At 73.4% G+C, this 15497-nt stretch carries 11 protein-coding genes; 7 read left to right on the top strand and 4 right to left on the bottom strand.

Annotation, left to right across the window (positions count from 1 at the left end):
- Positions 1-12: 12 nt before the first annotated feature.
- From G3I54_RS16275 to G3I54_RS16260, 4 genes are read left to right on the top strand one after another with little or no spacing between them, the layout of a single operon-like run.
- Positions 13-744, top strand: coding sequence for an SCO2322 family protein (locus G3I54_RS16275; RefSeq protein ID WP_343240349.1), 732 nt, complete (start codon positions 13-15; stop codon positions 742-744).
- A complete protein-coding gene (locus G3I54_RS16270; RefSeq protein WP_164615384.1) occupies positions 741-1910 on the top strand; it encodes an energy-coupling factor transporter transmembrane protein EcfT in 1170 nt (389 codons plus the stop codon). The genes G3I54_RS16275 and G3I54_RS16270 overlap by 4 nt, the downstream gene beginning before the upstream one ends.
- Entirely contained in the window at positions 1907-3757 is a 1851-nt protein-coding gene (locus tag G3I54_RS16265; RefSeq protein ID WP_164615382.1) for an ABC transporter ATP-binding protein, read from the top strand. The genes G3I54_RS16270 and G3I54_RS16265 overlap by 4 nt, the downstream gene beginning before the upstream one ends.
- Positions 3754-4629 carry an ECF transporter S component gene (locus tag G3I54_RS16260; protein WP_164615379.1) on the top strand — a complete coding sequence of 292 codons (876 nt, stop codon included), beginning with the start codon at positions 3754-3756 and terminating at the stop codon, positions 4627-4629. Before G3I54_RS16265 ends, G3I54_RS16260 begins: the two co-directional genes overlap by 4 nt.
- Positions 4630-4719: 90 nt before the next feature.
- Here G3I54_RS16260 and G3I54_RS16255 read toward each other — a convergent pair whose 3' ends face one another.
- Entirely contained in the window at positions 4720-5898 is a 1179-nt protein-coding gene (locus tag G3I54_RS16255) for a steroid 3-ketoacyl-CoA thiolase (RefSeq protein WP_164615377.1), read from the bottom strand.
- Positions 5899-6227: 329 nt separating this feature from the next.
- On the opposite strand from G3I54_RS16255, the gene G3I54_RS16250 reads away from it, so the two are divergent.
- On the top strand, positions 6228-7481 hold the full coding sequence (locus G3I54_RS16250; RefSeq protein ID WP_164615375.1) for a cytochrome P450: 1254 nt from the start codon (positions 6228-6230) through the stop codon (positions 7479-7481).
- Positions 7482-7625: 144 nt separating this feature from the next.
- On the opposite strand, the gene G3I54_RS16245 is transcribed toward G3I54_RS16250, so the two are convergent.
- On the bottom strand, positions 7626-9746 hold the full coding sequence (locus G3I54_RS16245; protein WP_164615373.1) for a bifunctional glycosyltransferase 87/phosphatase PAP2 family protein: 2121 nt from the start codon (positions 9744-9746) through the stop codon (positions 7626-7628).
- A gap of 169 nt (positions 9747-9915) precedes the next feature.
- Entirely contained in the window at positions 9916-11103 is a 1188-nt protein-coding gene (locus G3I54_RS16240) for a serpin family protein (protein ID WP_164615371.1), read from the bottom strand.
- 62 nt (positions 11104-11165) lie between these two features.
- Here G3I54_RS16240 and G3I54_RS16235 point away from each other — a divergent pair, with 62 nt between their 5' ends.
- Positions 11166-11654, top strand: coding sequence for a GNAT family N-acetyltransferase (locus tag G3I54_RS16235; RefSeq protein ID WP_164615369.1), 489 nt, complete (start codon positions 11166-11168; stop codon positions 11652-11654).
- Between the two features lie 89 nt (positions 11655-11743).
- Here the strand turns inward: G3I54_RS16235 and G3I54_RS16230 are convergent, their stop codons facing one another.
- The gene (locus tag G3I54_RS16230) at positions 11744-13867 is read right to left on the bottom strand and encodes an MFS transporter (RefSeq protein WP_164615367.1); all 2124 of its coding nucleotides are present in this window, start codon (positions 13865-13867) and stop codon (positions 11744-11746) included.
- 206 nt (positions 13868-14073) lie between these two features.
- Here G3I54_RS16230 and G3I54_RS16225 point away from each other — a divergent pair, with 206 nt between their 5' ends.
- The gene (locus G3I54_RS16225) at positions 14074-15303 is read left to right on the top strand and encodes a peptidoglycan-binding domain-containing protein (protein ID WP_203686429.1); all 1230 of its coding nucleotides are present in this window, start codon (positions 14074-14076) and stop codon (positions 15301-15303) included.
- Positions 15304-15497: the final 194 nt, after the last annotated feature.

Genomic DNA, 15497 nt, shown 5'->3' with positions numbered 1-15497 from the left:
CGGGAAGCGGCCGTGCGGCGTGCACCGCGTACGCCGGTCCCGGCGCGGCTGCAGAGCCCGGTCGGCGCGCGGTTGCGGAATCCGCTCGTCGCGCTGCTCGCCGCCCTGGTCGCCGCCTCGGCCGTGCTGCTCGGCGCGGGCAGCGCCGAGGCCGCCGGATACCGCTACTGGTCCTTCTGGCAGGGCAACGGCAAGAACTGGGAGTACGCCACCCAGGGGCCGTCGGTCCTGCGCCCGGACGACGGTACGGTCCAGGGCTTCCGGTTCGCCGTGAGCGAGGACTCGGGCGACGCCGACCAGCCGCGCCGCGCCCCCGACTTCGGGGCGATCTGCGCGGACACCCCGGCGGAGGACGGGAAGAAGCGGGTGGCGCTGGTGATCGATCCGGGTACGGCGGCGGACGCCCCGGACGGGGAGAAGCCGCCCGCCCCGCGCACCGCGTGTGCGCAGGTCGCGCCGGACGCCAGCAGTGCGGAGGCGCTCGCCGCGGTGGCGAAGCCGCTGCGGTACGACAGCAGCGCCATGCTCTGCGCGATCTCCGGCTATCCGAAGTCGGGCTGTGGCGAGCAGGTGTCCGGCGACAGCGGCAGCGCGAAGCCGTCCGAGCCCGCCGCGACGGCCGACGACCGGGAAGCGGACGAGGAAGGCGACGGCGGCGGTCCGTCCGTCGGGCTTCTCGTCGGCATCGGCGCCGTCCTGTTGCTGGGCATCGCCGCCGTGGTCCAGGCCCGCCGCCGCCGGTGACCGCCTCTCCGGCCCCGGCCCGGCTGCTGCGCCGCGCCCTGCACGCCCCCGAGGCGGACCGCGGCAACGCGCTGCCCGCCGGGGCGTGGTGGCTGTGGGCGCTGGGTCTGGCCACCGCCGCGTCCCGGACCACGAACCCGCTGCTGCTGGGGCTGCTGGTCGGGGTGGCGGGGTATGTGGTGGTGGCGCGGCGCACGGATGCGCCGTGGGCCCGCTCCTACGGCGCGTTCGTCAAGCTGGGGCTGTTCGTCGTGGCGCTGCGGCTCGTCTTCTCCGTCTTCCTCGGGTCGCCGATCCCCGGTTCGCACACCGTCTTCGTCCTTCCTGAACTGCCGCTGCCCGACTGGGCGCAGGGGGTGCGGATCGGTGGCCGGGTCACCGCCGAGCAGCTGGTCTTCTCGCTCTACGACGGAATGAAGCTGGCCACCCTGCTGATCTGCGTCGGTGCGGCGAACTCGCTGGCCAACCCGGCGCGGCTGCTGAAGTCGTTGCCCGGTGCGCTGTACGAGGCGGGGGTCGCCGTCGTGGTCGCGATGACGTTCGCGCCGAACATGGTGGCCGACGTGGTCCGGCTGCGCACCGCGCGCCGGCTGCGAGGCCGGCCGACCGGTGGCGTCCGGGCCGTGGCGCAGATCGGGCTGCCGGTGCTGGAGGGCGCGCTGGAGCGGTCGGTGGCGGTGGCCGCGTCGATGGACGCGCGGGGTTACGGGCGTACCGCCCAGGTCCCGGCCGCCGTCCGGCACACCACGAATGTGCTCACCCTGGGCGGGCTGCTCGGGGTGTGCGCCGGGACGTACGGGCTGCTGGCCGCGCAGGGGGCGGTGTACGGGCTGCCGTTGCTGCTGGCCGGTCTGGTCACCGCGATGGCCGGGCTGCGGCTCGGCGGGCGGCGCTCGGTGCGTACCCGCTACCGGCCGGACCGGTGGGGTGTGCGGGCCTGGCTGGTGGCGTGCTCGGGTGTGGTGGTCGCGGCGGCGATGATCTGGGCGGGGGCGGTGGATCCGGACGCGCTGCACCCCGGGGTCGTACCGCTGACCGCACCGGTGCTGCCGCTGTGGCCCGCCGCCGCGGTGCTGGTCGGACTGGTGCCCGCGCTGGTCGCCCCCGTACCGCCGTCGACCCGGGCGCACGGACAACCGGCCCATCGCAGCAAGGAGCAGGCGTGATCAAGTTCGAGCGGGTCTCCGTGCGGTACGAGGGCACGGAGCGTCCCACGCTGTCGGGCGTCGACCTCACGGTGCCCGAGGGCGAACTGGTCCTGCTCGTCGGCCCGTCCGGTGTCGGTAAGTCGACTTTGCTGGGTACGGTCTCCGGGCTCGTCCCGCACTTCACGGGTGGGCTGCTGTCGGGCCGGGTCACGGTGGGCGGCCGCGACACCCGTACGCACAAACCGCGTGAACTGGCCGATCTGGTCGGGACCGTGGGCCAGGATCCGTTGGCGCACTTCGTCACGGACACCGTCGAGGACGAGCTCGCGTACGGCATGGAATCGCTGGGCCTGGCCCCGGACGTGATGCGCCGCCGGGTCGAGGAGACGCTCGATCTGCTGGGCCTGGCCGAGCTGCGCGACCGGCCGATCGCGACCCTGTCGGGCGGCCAGCAGCAGCGGGTGGCGATCGGTTCGGTGCTCACCCCGCACCCGAGGGTGCTGGTGCTGGACGAGCCGACCTCCGCGCTGGACCCGGCGGCGGCCGAGGAGGTCCTCGCGGTGCTCCAGCGGCTGGTGCACGACCTGGGCACGACCGTGCTGATGGCCGAGCACCGGCTGGAGCGGGTGGTGCAGTACGCGGACCAGGTCGTCCTGCTGCCCGCCCCGGGCGCCGCCCCCGTGATGGGGCCGCCCGCCGAGGTCATGAAGGTGTCGCCGGTCCGGCCGCCGGTGGCGGAGCTGGGGCTGCTGGCGGGCTGGGACCCGCTGCCCCTGTCGGTACGGGACGCCCGGCGCGCGGCGGGCGGGCTGCGGGAGCGGCTGGCGGGGGCCGCGGTGCCGCCGGAGGCCGCGTCGGACTCTGGGGCGTCGGCTGGCTCGGAGGCGTCGGCGGTCTCGACAGGGTCGGAGGCTCCGTCGGGCCCGGCGGCTCCGTCGCGCTCGGAGGCGTCGTCGCGCTCGGAGGCGTCGTCGGGTCTGTCGGGCGCGCCCGGGCCTGTGCCCTTCCCCGCGCCCGTTGCCGTACCGCAGGCCCCGCGACCCGGGCGGTTCGCCCGGCTGCTGGGTCGTCGCGCGGCCGGTGCGCCGGTCGCCCCGGTCGCCGATCCGGTCACCCGGGTCGACGGGCTCGGGGTGCGGCGCGGCCGGGTCGAGGCACTGCGGCGGGTGACGCTCACCGTGGCCCCGGGCGAGACGGTGGCGCTGATGGGCCGCAACGGGGCCGGCAAGTCCACCCTGCTCGGGGCGCTCGTCGGCATGATCGAGCCCACCGCCGGCACCGTGCGCGTCGGCGGCCTGGCCCCCGCCCGAACGGACCCCCGGGCGATGGTGCGCCGGGTCGGCCTCGTACCGCAGGAGCCGCGCGATCTGCTGTACGCGGACACGGTGGCCGCCGAGTGCGCGGCCGCCGACCGGGACGCGGGCGCGGCGGAGGGCGCCTGCCGGGCGCTGGTGTCGGAGCTGCTGCCGGGCGTCGGCGACGACACCCACCCCCGGGACCTGTCCGAGGGCCAGCGGCTCGCCCTGGCCCTGGCGCTGGTGCTGACGGGCCGGCCGCCGCTGTTGCTGCTGGACGAGCCGACGCGGGGCCTGGACTACGCGGCGAAGGCCCGGCTCGTCGGCGTACTGCGGGGGCTCGCGGCCGAGGGGCATGCGATCGTCCTGGCGACCCACGATGTGGAGCTGGCGGCGGAGCTGGCGCACCGGGTGGTGATCCTCGCCGACGGGGAGGTCGTCGCGGACGGCCCGACCGGGCGGGTGGTGGTCTCCTCCCCCGCGTTCGCCCCGCAGACGGCGAAGATCCTCGCCCCGCAGGAGTGGCTGACCGTGTCCCAGGTGCGCGGTGCGCTGGAGGCGGGCGCGTGAAGGGGACGAAGGACGTACGGGAGCGGGCTCCCCGGCCCGTGCGGCTCGGGCCGAAGTCGGTCGCCGTGCTGCTGCTGACCGGGGCCGTCGGCGTGGTCGCCTTCGGGTGGCCGCTGCTGGCGGACGCCGGGTCCGGGCTCGCGCACGCGCGGGACGCGCCCTGGCTGTTCGCGGCGCTGCTGCCGCTGCTGGTCGCGGTGGTGGTGGCGACGATCTCCGAGTCCGGGATGGACGCGAAGGCCGTCGCGATGCTCGGTGTACTGGCGGCGGTCGGGGCCGCGCTGCGACCGCTGGGGGCGGGCACGGCGGGCCTGGAGCCGATGTTCTTCCTGATGGTGCTGAGCGGCCGGGTGCTGGGCCCCGGGTTCGGTTTCGTCCTCGGCTCGGTGACCATGTTCGCCTCGGCGCTGCTGACCGGCGGCGTCGGGCCGTGGATGCCGTTCCAGATGCTGTCGATGGGCTGGTTCACCATGGGCGCCGGGCTGCTGCCGGGGGCGGACCGGCTGCGCGGGCGGGCGGAGCTGGCGATGCTGGCGGCGTACGGCTGCGTGGCGGCGTTCGCGTACGGCACGGTGATGAATCTGCAGGGCTGGACGCTCATCACCGGTCTGGGATCGGGGATCTCGTTCGTCGCGGGCGACCCGCTGCACGAGAACCTGGTGCGGTTCCTCGCCTACTGCGCGGCGACCTCGCTGGGCTGGGACCTGGGGCGGGCGCTGCTGACCGTGGTCCTGACGGTCACGATCGGGCCGACGCTGCTGAAGGCGCTGCGCCGGGCCACCCGTCGCGCCGCGTTCGACGCGCGGGCGGCGTTCGGGGAGGCGGAGGCGTCGGAGGGGCGGCCCGAGGGGACGGCCCCGGGCTCACCGTGAAGCGCCGCCGTCACGGAGTCGGAGCCGCTGGATACGACCGGGTCAGAGCCGCTGGTTGCGACCGGGCCAGTGCCGCCGGATGCGACCGGGTCAGAGCCGCTGGATGATCGTGCCCGTCGCCAGCGCTCCACCCGCACACATCGTGATCAGCGCGAACTCCTTGTCGCGGCGTTCCAGTTCGTGCAGGGCCGTGGTGATGAGGCGCGCGCCCGTCGCGCCGACCGGGTGGCCCAGCGCGATCGCGCCGCCGTTGACGTTGACCTTCTCGAGGCCGTCGAGGTCCGCCTCGAACTCCTGCGCCCAGCTCAGCACCACCGAGGCGAACGCCTCGTTGATCTCGACGAGGTCGATGTCCCGCAGCGACATGCCGGCCTTGCCGAGCACCGCCCGGGTCGCGTCGATCGGACCGTCGAGGTGGAAGTGCGGGTCGGAGCCGACCAGGGCCTGGGCCACGATCCGGGCCCGGGGCTTGAGCTTGAGGGCCCGTGCCATGCGCTTGGAGGACCACATGATGGCGCAGGCCCCGTCCGATATCTGCGAGGAGTTGCCAGCGGTGTGGATCGCGCTCGGCATGACGGCCTTCAGCCCGGCGAGCGCCTCCATCGAGGTGTCGCGCAGCCCCTCGTCCCGGTCGACGAGCCGCCACATGCCCTGGCCCGCCGCCTGTTCCTCCTCGGTGGTCGGGACCTGGACGGCGTACGTCTCGCGCTTGAAGCGCTCCTCCGCCCAGGCGGCGGCCGCCCGCTGCTGGGAGAGCAGGCCGAGGGCGTCGACCCGCTCCCGGGTCAGGCCGCGCTTGCGGGCGATGCGCTCGGCGGCCTCGAACTGGTTGGGCAGGTCGACGTTCCACTCGTCGGGCCAGGGCTTCCCCGGGCCGTGTTTGGAACCGCTGCCCAGCGGCACCCGGGACATCGCCTCGACGCCGCAGCTGATGCCCACGTCGATGACCCCGGCGGCGACCATGTTGGCGACCATGTGGGAGGCCTGCTGCGAGGAGCCGCACTGACAGTCCACGGTGGTCGCGGCCGTCTCGTACGGCAGGCCGACCGTCAGCCAGGCGGTACGGGCCGGGTTCATCGACTGCTCGCCGGCGTGGGTGACGGTGCCGCCGACGATCTGTTCGACGCAGTCGGCCTGGATGCCGGTGCGGCCGAGAAGTTCACGGTAGGTCTCACCCAGCAGATAGGCGGGGTGCAGATTGGCGAGTGCGCCTCCGCGCCTGCCGATGGGGGTGCGTACGGCTTCGACGATGACGGGTTCCGCGGCCATGAGCTCGTCCTCTCCTCGCGCTTCCGCAGGGGGCGTCCCGGCGCCCGCGGAAGGAACTAGTACGCGTTCTAGTTCTGCAAGCAGTCTCGTGACGGCGGCCCGGCTGCGCAAGGGGCGTGCACGCACCGCACGCACGCCCTCCGGCGAGGCGACGGACCCGCCGCGGCGGTCCGGGGCAACAGATCCGGCCACGCCTCTTGCCACTTGTAGAACTCGTTACTACCTTGCGGGCAACTTCTGATGGTCCGTCAGGATGCCGGAGCGACAGGCGAACCGGCCGGGCGGGGCGTCGGACGGTTCGTGATCAGATCCGGAGTGGAGAGGTGCCCATGCGTTGCCCCCATCTGCCCGACGGGTTCGACTTCACCGACCCCGACCTCCTCCAGGACCGCGTGCCGCACCCGGAGTTCGCCCTGATGCGGGAGACCGCGCCGGTCTGGTGGTGCACCCAGCCGCCCAACATCTCCGGGTTCGGCGACGCGGGCTACTGGGTCGTCACCCGCCACGCGGACGTCAAGTACGTTTCCACGCATCCCGAGTTGTTCTCCTCGAACACCAACACCGCCGTCATCCGCTTCAACGAGACGATCAGCCGCGACCAGATCGACGTCCAGAAGCTGATCATGCTGAACATGGACCCGCCGGAACACACCCGGGTCCGTCAGATCGTCCAGCGCGGCTTCACCCCGCGCGCGGTGCGCTCCCTGGAGGCGGCCCTGCGCTCCCGGGCCCGCTCCATCGTCGAGACGGCCCTCGCGTCGGCGGACAGCGACGGCTCCTTCGACTTCGTGACCGACATCGCGGTGGAGCTGCCGCTCCAGGCCATCGCCGAGCTCATCGGCGTACCGCAGGAGGACCGTTCCAAGATCTTCGACTGGTCCAACAAGATGGCCGCGTACGACGATCCGGAGTACGCGATCACCGAGGAGGTCGGCGCCGAGGCGGCGATGGAGATCGTGGCGTACTCGATGAACCTGGCGGCGGCCCGCAAGGAGTGCCCGGCCCAGGACATCGTGAGCCAGTTGGTCGCGGCGGAGGGCGAAGGGAACCTGTCCTCCGACGAGTTCGGATTCTTCGTGATCCTGCTCGCGGTGGCCGGGAACGAGACCACCCGTAACGCGATCAGCCACGGCATGCACGCCTTCCTCACCCATCCCGAGCAGTGGGAGCTCTACAAGCGGGAGCGCCCCAAGACGACCGCCGAGGAGATCGTGCGCTGGGCGACCCCGGTGGTCTCCTTCCAGCGGACCGCCACCCAGGACCTGGAGCTGGGCGGGCAGCGGATCAGGAAGGGCGAGCGGGTGGGGCTGTTCTACTCCTCGGCCAACAACGACCCCGAGGTGTTCGAGGCCCCGGAGGCCTTCGACATCACCCGCGACCCCAACCCGCACCTCGGGTTCGGCGGCGGCGGTCCGCACTTCTGCCTGGGCAAGTCGCTGGCCGTGATGGAGATCGACCTGATCTTCAACGCGATCGCCGACGTACTGCCGGATCTGCGGCTGCTGGAGGATCCGCGGCGGCTGCGTTCGGCCTGGCTCAACGGGATCAAGCAGCTTCAGGTGACCACGGCGGCGGAATCCTGACACCGGTACACCGGCACCGGTACAACACCGGTCCCGAGTGGCGGCACCGGCCGCGCGGGCGGACGATGGATGCGCGGCGATCCATGCCGAAGGGGTGCCGGGACGATGGACGTCGTCCCGGCACCCCTTCGGCCTGCTCCCCCGCTATGTGCCGCTCGCCGTCTTCCCGGCCGGTACGGGCTCCGGGCCGGCGGCGGGATCCGCAGGTTCCGCCGATTCCGCGGGTTCCGCCGTTTCCGCGGGCGGCGGCTCCGCGGGTTCCGCCGCCGCTTCCCGCTCCCCGGCCACCAGCCTGCGCGGCCCCGACAGCAGATACGTCAGCCCGAAGCCCAGCGATACGACCAGGGCGCCGCCGGCCGCGTCGAGCACCCAGTGGTTGGCGGTGGCCACGATCGCGGCGATCGTGAAGAGCGGGTGCAGCAGGCCCAGCGCCTTCATCCACAGCTTCGGGGCCAGCATCACGATCACCACACCGCACCACAGCGACCAGCCGAAGTGCAGCGACGGCATCGCCGCGTACTGGTTGGTGACGGTGGTCAGCGTCCCGTAGTCGGGCTTCGCGAAGTCCTGCACCCCGTGGACGGTGTCGATGAAGCCGAGGCCGGGCATGAGCCGGGGCGGGGCCAGCGGGTAGAGCCAGAAGCCGACGAGCGCGAGCAGGGTGGCGAAGCCGATGGACGAGCGGACCCAGCGGTAGTCGGCGGGGCGGCGCACGTACAGCACGCCGAGGATCGTCAGCGGGACGATGAAGTGGAACGTGGAGTAGTAGTAGTCGAAGAACTCACGCAACCAGGTGATCTGGACGACCGTGTGGTTGACCCAGTGCTCGATGTCGATGTGCAGCCACTGCTCGATGGCGTGGATCTGCCGGCCGTGCTCCTCGGCGAGCGGGCGGCCCGCCCGGGCGGCCAGGCGCACCTGGGCGTAGGCGTCGTAGACGACCCGGATCAGCAGGAGTTCCAGCAGCAGGTTGGGGCGGGTGAGGACCCGGCGCCAGAACGGCAGGAGCGGCACGCGTCTCCAGCGCGCCGCGACCGGTTTCGCGTAGTCGGTGGGGACCGGGTGCTGCCAGTACGGCGAGGTGCGGGGCAGGAACGGGGCGAGGCAGGCCGCGCCGAGCGCCACGAGGAGCAGCACGTTGTCGCGTACGGGGAAGAGCGGTTCGAGGTTCGGCAGCAGCATCGTGCCCGGCAGGGTGACGACCAGCACCACCACGGACGGCCAGACCAGCCGGTCGGAGGCCCGCTTGCCGACCCGGCCGACGACCGCGAGGAGCACCCAGAGCAGCTGGTGCTGCCAGGCGGTCGGCGAGACGGCGACCACGACGCAGCCGGTCACGGCGACCGCGAGGAGCAGCTGCCCGTCCTGGGCGTACCGCACCGCGCGCCGCAGGCCGACGGCCACGACGGCGGCGGCGAGCACCAGGAACAGGGCGATCTCCAGCGGTCCTTCGAGGCCGAGCCGGAGCAGCGCACCGTGCAGCGACTGGTTGGCCAGGCTGTCCGGCCGCTCGCCCAGCCCGGCGCCCGCGAGATGGTGCACCCAGTACGTCCATGAGTCCTTCGGCCCCGCGATCCAGGCGACGGCCGTGGCGAGGGCGAAGGTCACCCCCGCGCTCACCGACGCCTGCCGCCTGCCGGTCAGCCAGAGCAGGGCGGCGAACAGGAGCAGCACCGGCTGGAAGGCGGCGGCCAGGCCCACGAGGACACCCGCCGCACGGTGCTCCCGGACGACGAAGCAGGCCAGGAGCACCAGCAGGACGGGCAGGATGCTGGTCTGGCCCAGGTGCAGGGCGTTGCGGACCGGCAGCGACAGCATGAACAGGCTGATCGCGACGGGGGCCGCGAGCAGCGCCGTCCGGCGGCCCACCGGCGCGGGCAGGGCCCGGGCCGCGACGAGGCCGAGGGCGACGACGAGCAGCAGCGACCCGAACGTCCACACGACGCCCAGGGTCTGCTGGGCCGAGGCGGTGAGCGGCTTCAGGACCAGTCCGGCGAAGGGCGTCCCGGTGAACCGGCCGCTGTCGTACAGCGAACCCGTCAGGTGCAGTACGCCGTTCTCCCCGATCCAGGTCTCCAGGTCGAGCAGCCGTTCCCCCGGTGGCTGCCGGAGCACCACCGCCACCTGCCGTACCGCCAGCGCGGCCACGACCAGCCAGAGCAGGGCCCGGGTCAGCCCGGTCCTCGCTCCCGTGTCCGCCGCCGCGTCACCGCGCACACTGTGATCCGCATTCACCACGCTGCGCCGACCCTCCCACCGTTCCATGCACCGCCCCTTCGATTGGAGGCGATGCCGGATGAAGCCTCGCATTGCCCTACGAGGTAGACACAATCAACCCCCTCTTTGCCTGACTGTCATCCTGCTTCGGTCCGGAAGAAGTCGTCCGTGAGGATGACGGGGGCGCGGAAAGGCCTCAGGCGGGCGCGGGGCGGGCTCAGGCGTCCGGGTCGGCGGGGGTGTCCGCCTGCCAAGCGGTGAACAGGGGTACGTCGTCGGCTCCGGCCAGCACGACGATGCCGAAGGGCCGGTCGAAGGCGATGTGGTGCACCCGCTGCGGCCGGGGCGCGGCGCCCCCCGGGGCCGCGACCACCGTCACGGCCGCCGCTTCCACGCCCTCCTCGGCGATCTTCACCACGGCTTCCTGGATCACATCGGAGACGCGGAGGCGCTCGGGCGAGAGGCCGGAGAAGTCCGCGTCGTCGGAGGTGGCCAGCCGTACGCCGAGGGCGGGCAGCTGCTCCGTGACGGGCACCCGGGTCCGCAGGGCGAGCCGCGGCAGCCCGACGGTCACCCGATCGGCGTCCGGCGCGGTGCCCGCGGTCCGGGGCGCCCAGCCCACGGGGAGCACGCGTTCCGGGCCCGCCCCCGGCTCCCCCAGGACGAGACGGACCCGGGCCCCGGGGCCGCCGTCGGGCTCCCGCGCGCAGCGCAGCTCGACGACGTGGGCCCCGCAGGCCGTCCAGGCGTCGGCCATCGGCACGTCCTTGGACATGGTCGGCACCGGGCGGACCGTCCCGGCCGCGTCGGTGAACGGCAGGTCCCGGGTGCGCCACGCCTCGAACGGCTTCTCCCAGCGGGCCTTCAGCGCCAGCACGTTGACCAGGGCGAGCAGGGTGTCGTCGGTGATCTCCAGCGGCAGCCGCTCGATCAGCCCGCCGGTGGCATCGCGCACCCAGGCGTCGACGGCCGCCGGGTCCATCGGGTCGAAGCGGACGTCCGGCAGCGCCTCCCGGTACGCGCGCAGCACGGGCACCCGGCTCCAGACCCGGGTGGCCACGCCCAGCGCCCCGGTCGCCGCCAGCTCGCGGGCCACCGCCGTGACAGCCGGCGCGGCCTCCCGGTCCGCGGTGCCGAGGAGGGCCCGCAGCTCGGCCGCGGTCCCGCCGCGGGCGCCCGCGGCGACGGCGGCCAGGGCGAGCCACAGACCGGCGGGCGAACAGACGAAGCCGGCGGCCGGCACGGTACGGGCCCGGCGCCACCCCCACCCCCGGCCCCGGCCCGCTGTTCCGGCTGCTCCGTCGGCGGCCATGCCGTCCTGTATCCAGCGTTCGGCGAGATGCTGGATCGCCCGGGTCGTCGTCATGGTCGTCGTCGCGGCGTCGGTCGCGGACACGTCGGTCACTGCTGCCCCCTGCACAGGTAATTGCCTCGTCGTCAGGCCGTACGGCAGCAAGAATGCCTGACATGACCTGGACCGTGGCCGCCGAACGATTCGACTCCCCGGACGCGAGCGCACTGCGCCGTGACTACTACGACGAGGTCGCGAGCCGCTACTGGCAGCGGCCCGCGACCGCCGAGGAGATCGCCGACGGACTCGCCGACGACGGCGCCGACCTGCTCGTACCGCCGACCGGGCAGTTCGTCGTCGGCCGGTACGGGAGCAAGGCCGCGAGCTGCGCCGGGCTGGTGCTGACGGAGGCCGCCGGGCCGGGTACGGCGGAGCTGACGCGGGTGTACGTGCGGCCGGCGTTCCGGGGCACGGGCGGCGGTGGGCTGCTGCTGGCCGCGGTGGAGGAGGCGGCGAGATCGTACGGCGTACGGCTGCTGCGGCTGGACACCCGCAACGACCTGGTCGAGGCGCGCGGGCTGTACACGAAACACGGGTACCGGGAGGTGCCGGCGTTCCACCGCCGCAACCGGTACGCGGAGCACTGGTTCGCCAAGGAGCTGTGACCCGGCCCGCCGCGATGTGCCGGACCGTGCCTCCGCGGTCGGCCGACGGATCAGGCGAGCGGATCAGGCGGGCGGGTCAGGCCGGCGGGTCAGGCCGGCGGGTGCGGGTGGCCGTGGTCGTCCCGGTCGTCGAGGGCCCGGCGGTGGGCCTCGCGCTCGTCGGGGCGCAGATGGGCCTCGTGGTCGCGGGGAGGCGTCGGCGAGTGGGGGCGCTCCTTGGTCGAGCCGCTGACCTCGGCGGTCAGTTCGCTGACGAGTTTGACCAGGTCGGTGGGGCGTTCGGGGCCCCACCAGTCGCCGAGGAGCTCGGCGAGGGAGTCCTCGCGGGCCTGGGAGAGGTGGACGACGGCCTCGGCCCCCGCGTCGGTCAGGATCATCTGCAGGCCCTCCCGGCGGGCCAGTCCGCGTTCCTCGACCTGCCGGGCCGCGTCGGTGATCACATGCAGCGGTACGGGAGCGGTCTCGGCGAGCCGGGCGGGTTCGACGGTGCCGTGCCGCTTGATCCGCAGGAGCAGCCAGCTGGCCGCGGGCAGCAGGTCGTACCCGGCCCGTGCGGTGATCTTCTCGTAGATCTCGCGGCGGCCCTCCCGGGTGGCGAGCACCGACAGCGCGCGGGCGCACTCGTCGTACGAGGAGCGCTCGACGGGGTTGGAGGCGAGGGTCTGGCCGGCGTCCGGGGCGGTCACCGAGCCCCGGAGCTTGTCCTCGCGGAGGAACCAGGCGAGGACGAAGGCCAGGAGGACGACCGGGACGGCGTACAGGAAGACGTCCGTGATGGAGGTCGAGTACGCGCCGAGGACGCCGGGCCGCAGGTCGGCGGGGAGCTGCCCGATGGCCCGGGGGTCGGCGGCCAGCCGCCCCGCGTCGACGCCCGGCGGCAGCGACTGTCCGGAGAGCGCGTCCGTGAGCTGACCGGTCAGCCGGTTGGCGAAGATGGTTCCGAAGATCGCCACGCCGAACGCGGAGCCGATGGACCGGAAGAACGTCACGCCGGAGGTGGCGACGCCGAGGTCCTGGTAGGAGACGGAGTTCTGGGCGACCAGGACGAGGACCTGCATCACCAGGCCGAGACCGGCGCCGAAGACGAAGAAGAAGGCGCTCATCAGCCAGGTGGAGCTGTTCTGGTCGAGGTTGTGGAGCAGCAGCAGACCGACGGCGGTGATGGCCGTGCCCGCGATCGGGAAGACCTTCCAGCGGCCGGTGCGGCTGACGATCTGGCCGGAGCCGGTCGAGGTGATCAGCAGGCCGAACACCATCGGCAGCATGTGCACGCCGGACATCGTCGGGGTGATGTCGTGGACCACCTGGAGGAAGGTCGGCAGGTAGGTCATCGCGCCGAACATGGCGAAGCCGATGACGAAGCTGATCACGGCGACGAGGCTGAAGGTGCGGATCCGGAACAGCTTCAGCGGCAGGACGGGTTCGACCGCGCGCCGTTCGACGGCGATGAACGCCACGAGCAGGACGACGGCGAGCACCGCGAGCGCGATGATCTGCGGGGAGCTCCAGGCCCAGGTCGTACCGCCGAGGGAGGCGACGAGCACCAGGGCGGTGGCGACGGACGCGATGAGGAAGGTGCCGAGGTAGTCGATGGTGTGCTTCTCGCGGCGGACCGGGATGTGCAGGACGGCCGCGATGACGACCAGCGCGACGACGCCGATCGGCAGGTTGATGTAGAACACCCAGCGCCAGCTGAGGTGTTCGGTGAAGAAGCCGCCGAGGAGCGGCCCGAGGACGCTCGTCACACCGAAGACCGCGCCGAAGAGCCCCTGGTACTTGCCGCGTTCGCGCGGGGTGACGAGGTCGCCGACGATCGCCATCGACAGCACCATGAGCCCGCCGCCGCCGAGCCCCTGGAGGGCCCGGAAGCCGATCAGCTGGGGCATGTTCTGGGCGACGCCGCAGAGCGCGGAGCCGATCAGGAAGATCACGATCGCGGTCTGGAAGAGCTTCTTGCGGCCGTACTGGTCGCCGAGCTTGCCCCACAGCGGGGTCGCCGCGGTGGCCGCCAGCAGATAGGCGGTCACCACCCAGGACAGGTGGTCGAGTCCGCCCAGCTCACTGACGATCGTCGGGAGCGCCGTCGAGACGATGGTCTGATCGAGTGCCGCGAGCAGCATGCCGAGGAGCAGCGCTCCGATCGCCACCAGGACGCTCCGGTGGGACTGTCCCTCACCGGGGGCCGGGGGCGGCGGGCTCAGCTGCTGGGCCATGGGCGTCGTCTCCTCGATCCGCTGGACGCACGGATCCGGTCCGGTCCGATCCGGTCCAATCCGATCCGCTACACCCCCATCCTGGACGTTTCGTTTCGTTATGGCCTGTTATGTGCTGCCGGGAGCGGGCCGAGCCCCGGCAGCCCGTTGGGCTTCCCCGGAGCGGGCTGCATAATCGCAGGCAGTTCAAGGGGAGGGGACCCACGATGACCGGACACGCATGCCCGGAGTGCGGAAGACGGACGGCCGGGGAGCCCGGCACGGAGCACCGGGTGCCGTGCCGGTGCGGCGCGGGCGGGCGTTCGGCGCCGCTCACGGAGGACGAACAGCGCGCCGCCCGTACGGCGGAGATCGCCGCGGCCGAGGACTTCGACCCGCTGCGCATCCGGCCGTACGTGACGTTGACGGACCTCGACGCGAGGGGGGCCGGGGGTGGCTTTTCGGACTCCGGGGTTACGGAGTCCGGGGTTACGGAGTCCGGTTCGGAAGCCGGGGCTTCGGAGTCCGGGGTCACGGCCACCACGGGCGCTCCGGGCACGGCGGCCACTACGAGCGCCCCCGGGGCGGCGGAGACCACGATGCCGCTGTTCCTGGGCGACGACGGCCCAGGCGCGGAAATGCGTACGGGGCCGGGCGCGGGTACGGATGCCGGATCGGGCGCGCGTACGGGGATGGGCGCGGGCGCGGGGCCGGGCGCAAGTGCGGGGCCGGGCGCGGGTGAGCACGTAGACGGCGCGCGCTCCGGGCCGGCCGGAAGCCGAAGACGTAGCGCGGGCGCGGAGCCGGTCTTCGCCCCCGACCCCGTGCAGCCGCGCCGCAGGCACCCCTTCGGGGCTCTGGCCGTGGGGGCGGCGGTGGCCGCGGTGGTCGGTACGGCGGCCTTCGCCGGCGGACTGTTCGGCGGCGACGACAGCCGGGACGAGGCACTGCCGGAGGCCACCACGAGCGTCCCGGACGCCGAGGACGAACCGGCCGCGTCGGTGGCCCCGTCACCCTCCGCGTCGGCCGCTCCGTCCCGCACGCCGTCCGCCTCGGCCACACCGTCCGCCTCGCCGTCCGCGTCCGCCTCGCCGACGAGGGACCGGAAGCCCACCCCGACCGCCACCGCGTCCGCGTCGCCGACGGCGAGCCCATCGGGCGCCCCGGACGGCGGCGGCGCGTCCCAGGCCCCGCCGTCCGACGCCCCGCCCGCCGAACTGGCCGGCCCCTCGCTGCGCCCCGGCGACCACGGCCCGGAGGTCGCCGAGCTGCAGAACCGGCTCATGGAGGTGTGGCTCTACTCGGGTCCGTCCGACGCGAGCTACAACGACCGGGTGGAGAACGCCGTGGTGATCTACCAGTCGTACAAGGCGATCCAGGGCGACCCGGCGGGCGTGTACGGACCGAACACCCGGCGCGCGCTGGAGGCGGAGACGAGTGGGCGCGGACGCCACTGAGCCCGGCCGCCGGGCGCGGTGATTGGCGTTCCGGCCGCGGTTTTTGTATCGTGGTGGAACAAAGTAGCTCCCGCCCGCACTCCCTGACCGGCGGGCGGGGGTTGCTCTGGTACGGCACACTCGTGCGGTACACCTCGTACCGCACGCTGCGTACCGCACACCTGCACCGCACCACCGGGTACCGCACCACCTGG

It is taken from the genome of Streptomyces sp. SID14515 (assembly GCF_010548505.1).
Lineage (GTDB): Bacteria > Actinomycetota > Actinomycetes > Streptomycetales > Streptomycetaceae > Streptomyces > Streptomyces caviscabies.
The sequence above is the reverse complement of the archived record's forward strand: the minus strand, read 5'-3'. Positions and strand labels throughout refer to the sequence as shown.

What these genes read in the sequence shown, in the direction of transcription:
- G3I54_RS16255 (WP_164615377.1), bottom strand. Translation starts at nt 5,898, where the DNA reads ATGGCCGCGGAACCCGTCATCGTCGAAGCCGTACGCACCCCCATCGGC.
- G3I54_RS16250 (WP_164615375.1), top strand. Translation starts at nt 6,228, where the DNA reads ATGCGTTGCCCCCATCTGCCCGACGGGTTCGACTTCACCGACCCCGAC.
- G3I54_RS16245 (WP_164615373.1), bottom strand. Translation starts at nt 9,746, where the DNA reads ATGGAACGGTGGGAGGGTCGGCGCAGCGTGGTGAATGCGGATCACAGT.
- G3I54_RS16235 (WP_164615369.1), top strand. Translation starts at nt 11,166, where the DNA reads ATGACCTGGACCGTGGCCGCCGAACGATTCGACTCCCCGGACGCGAGC.
- G3I54_RS16230 (WP_164615367.1), bottom strand. Translation starts at nt 13,867, where the DNA reads ATGGCCCAGCAGCTGAGCCCGCCGCCCCCGGCCCCCGGTGAGGGACAG.
- G3I54_RS16225 (WP_203686429.1), top strand. Translation starts at nt 14,074, where the DNA reads ATGACCGGACACGCATGCCCGGAGTGCGGAAGACGGACGGCCGGGGAG.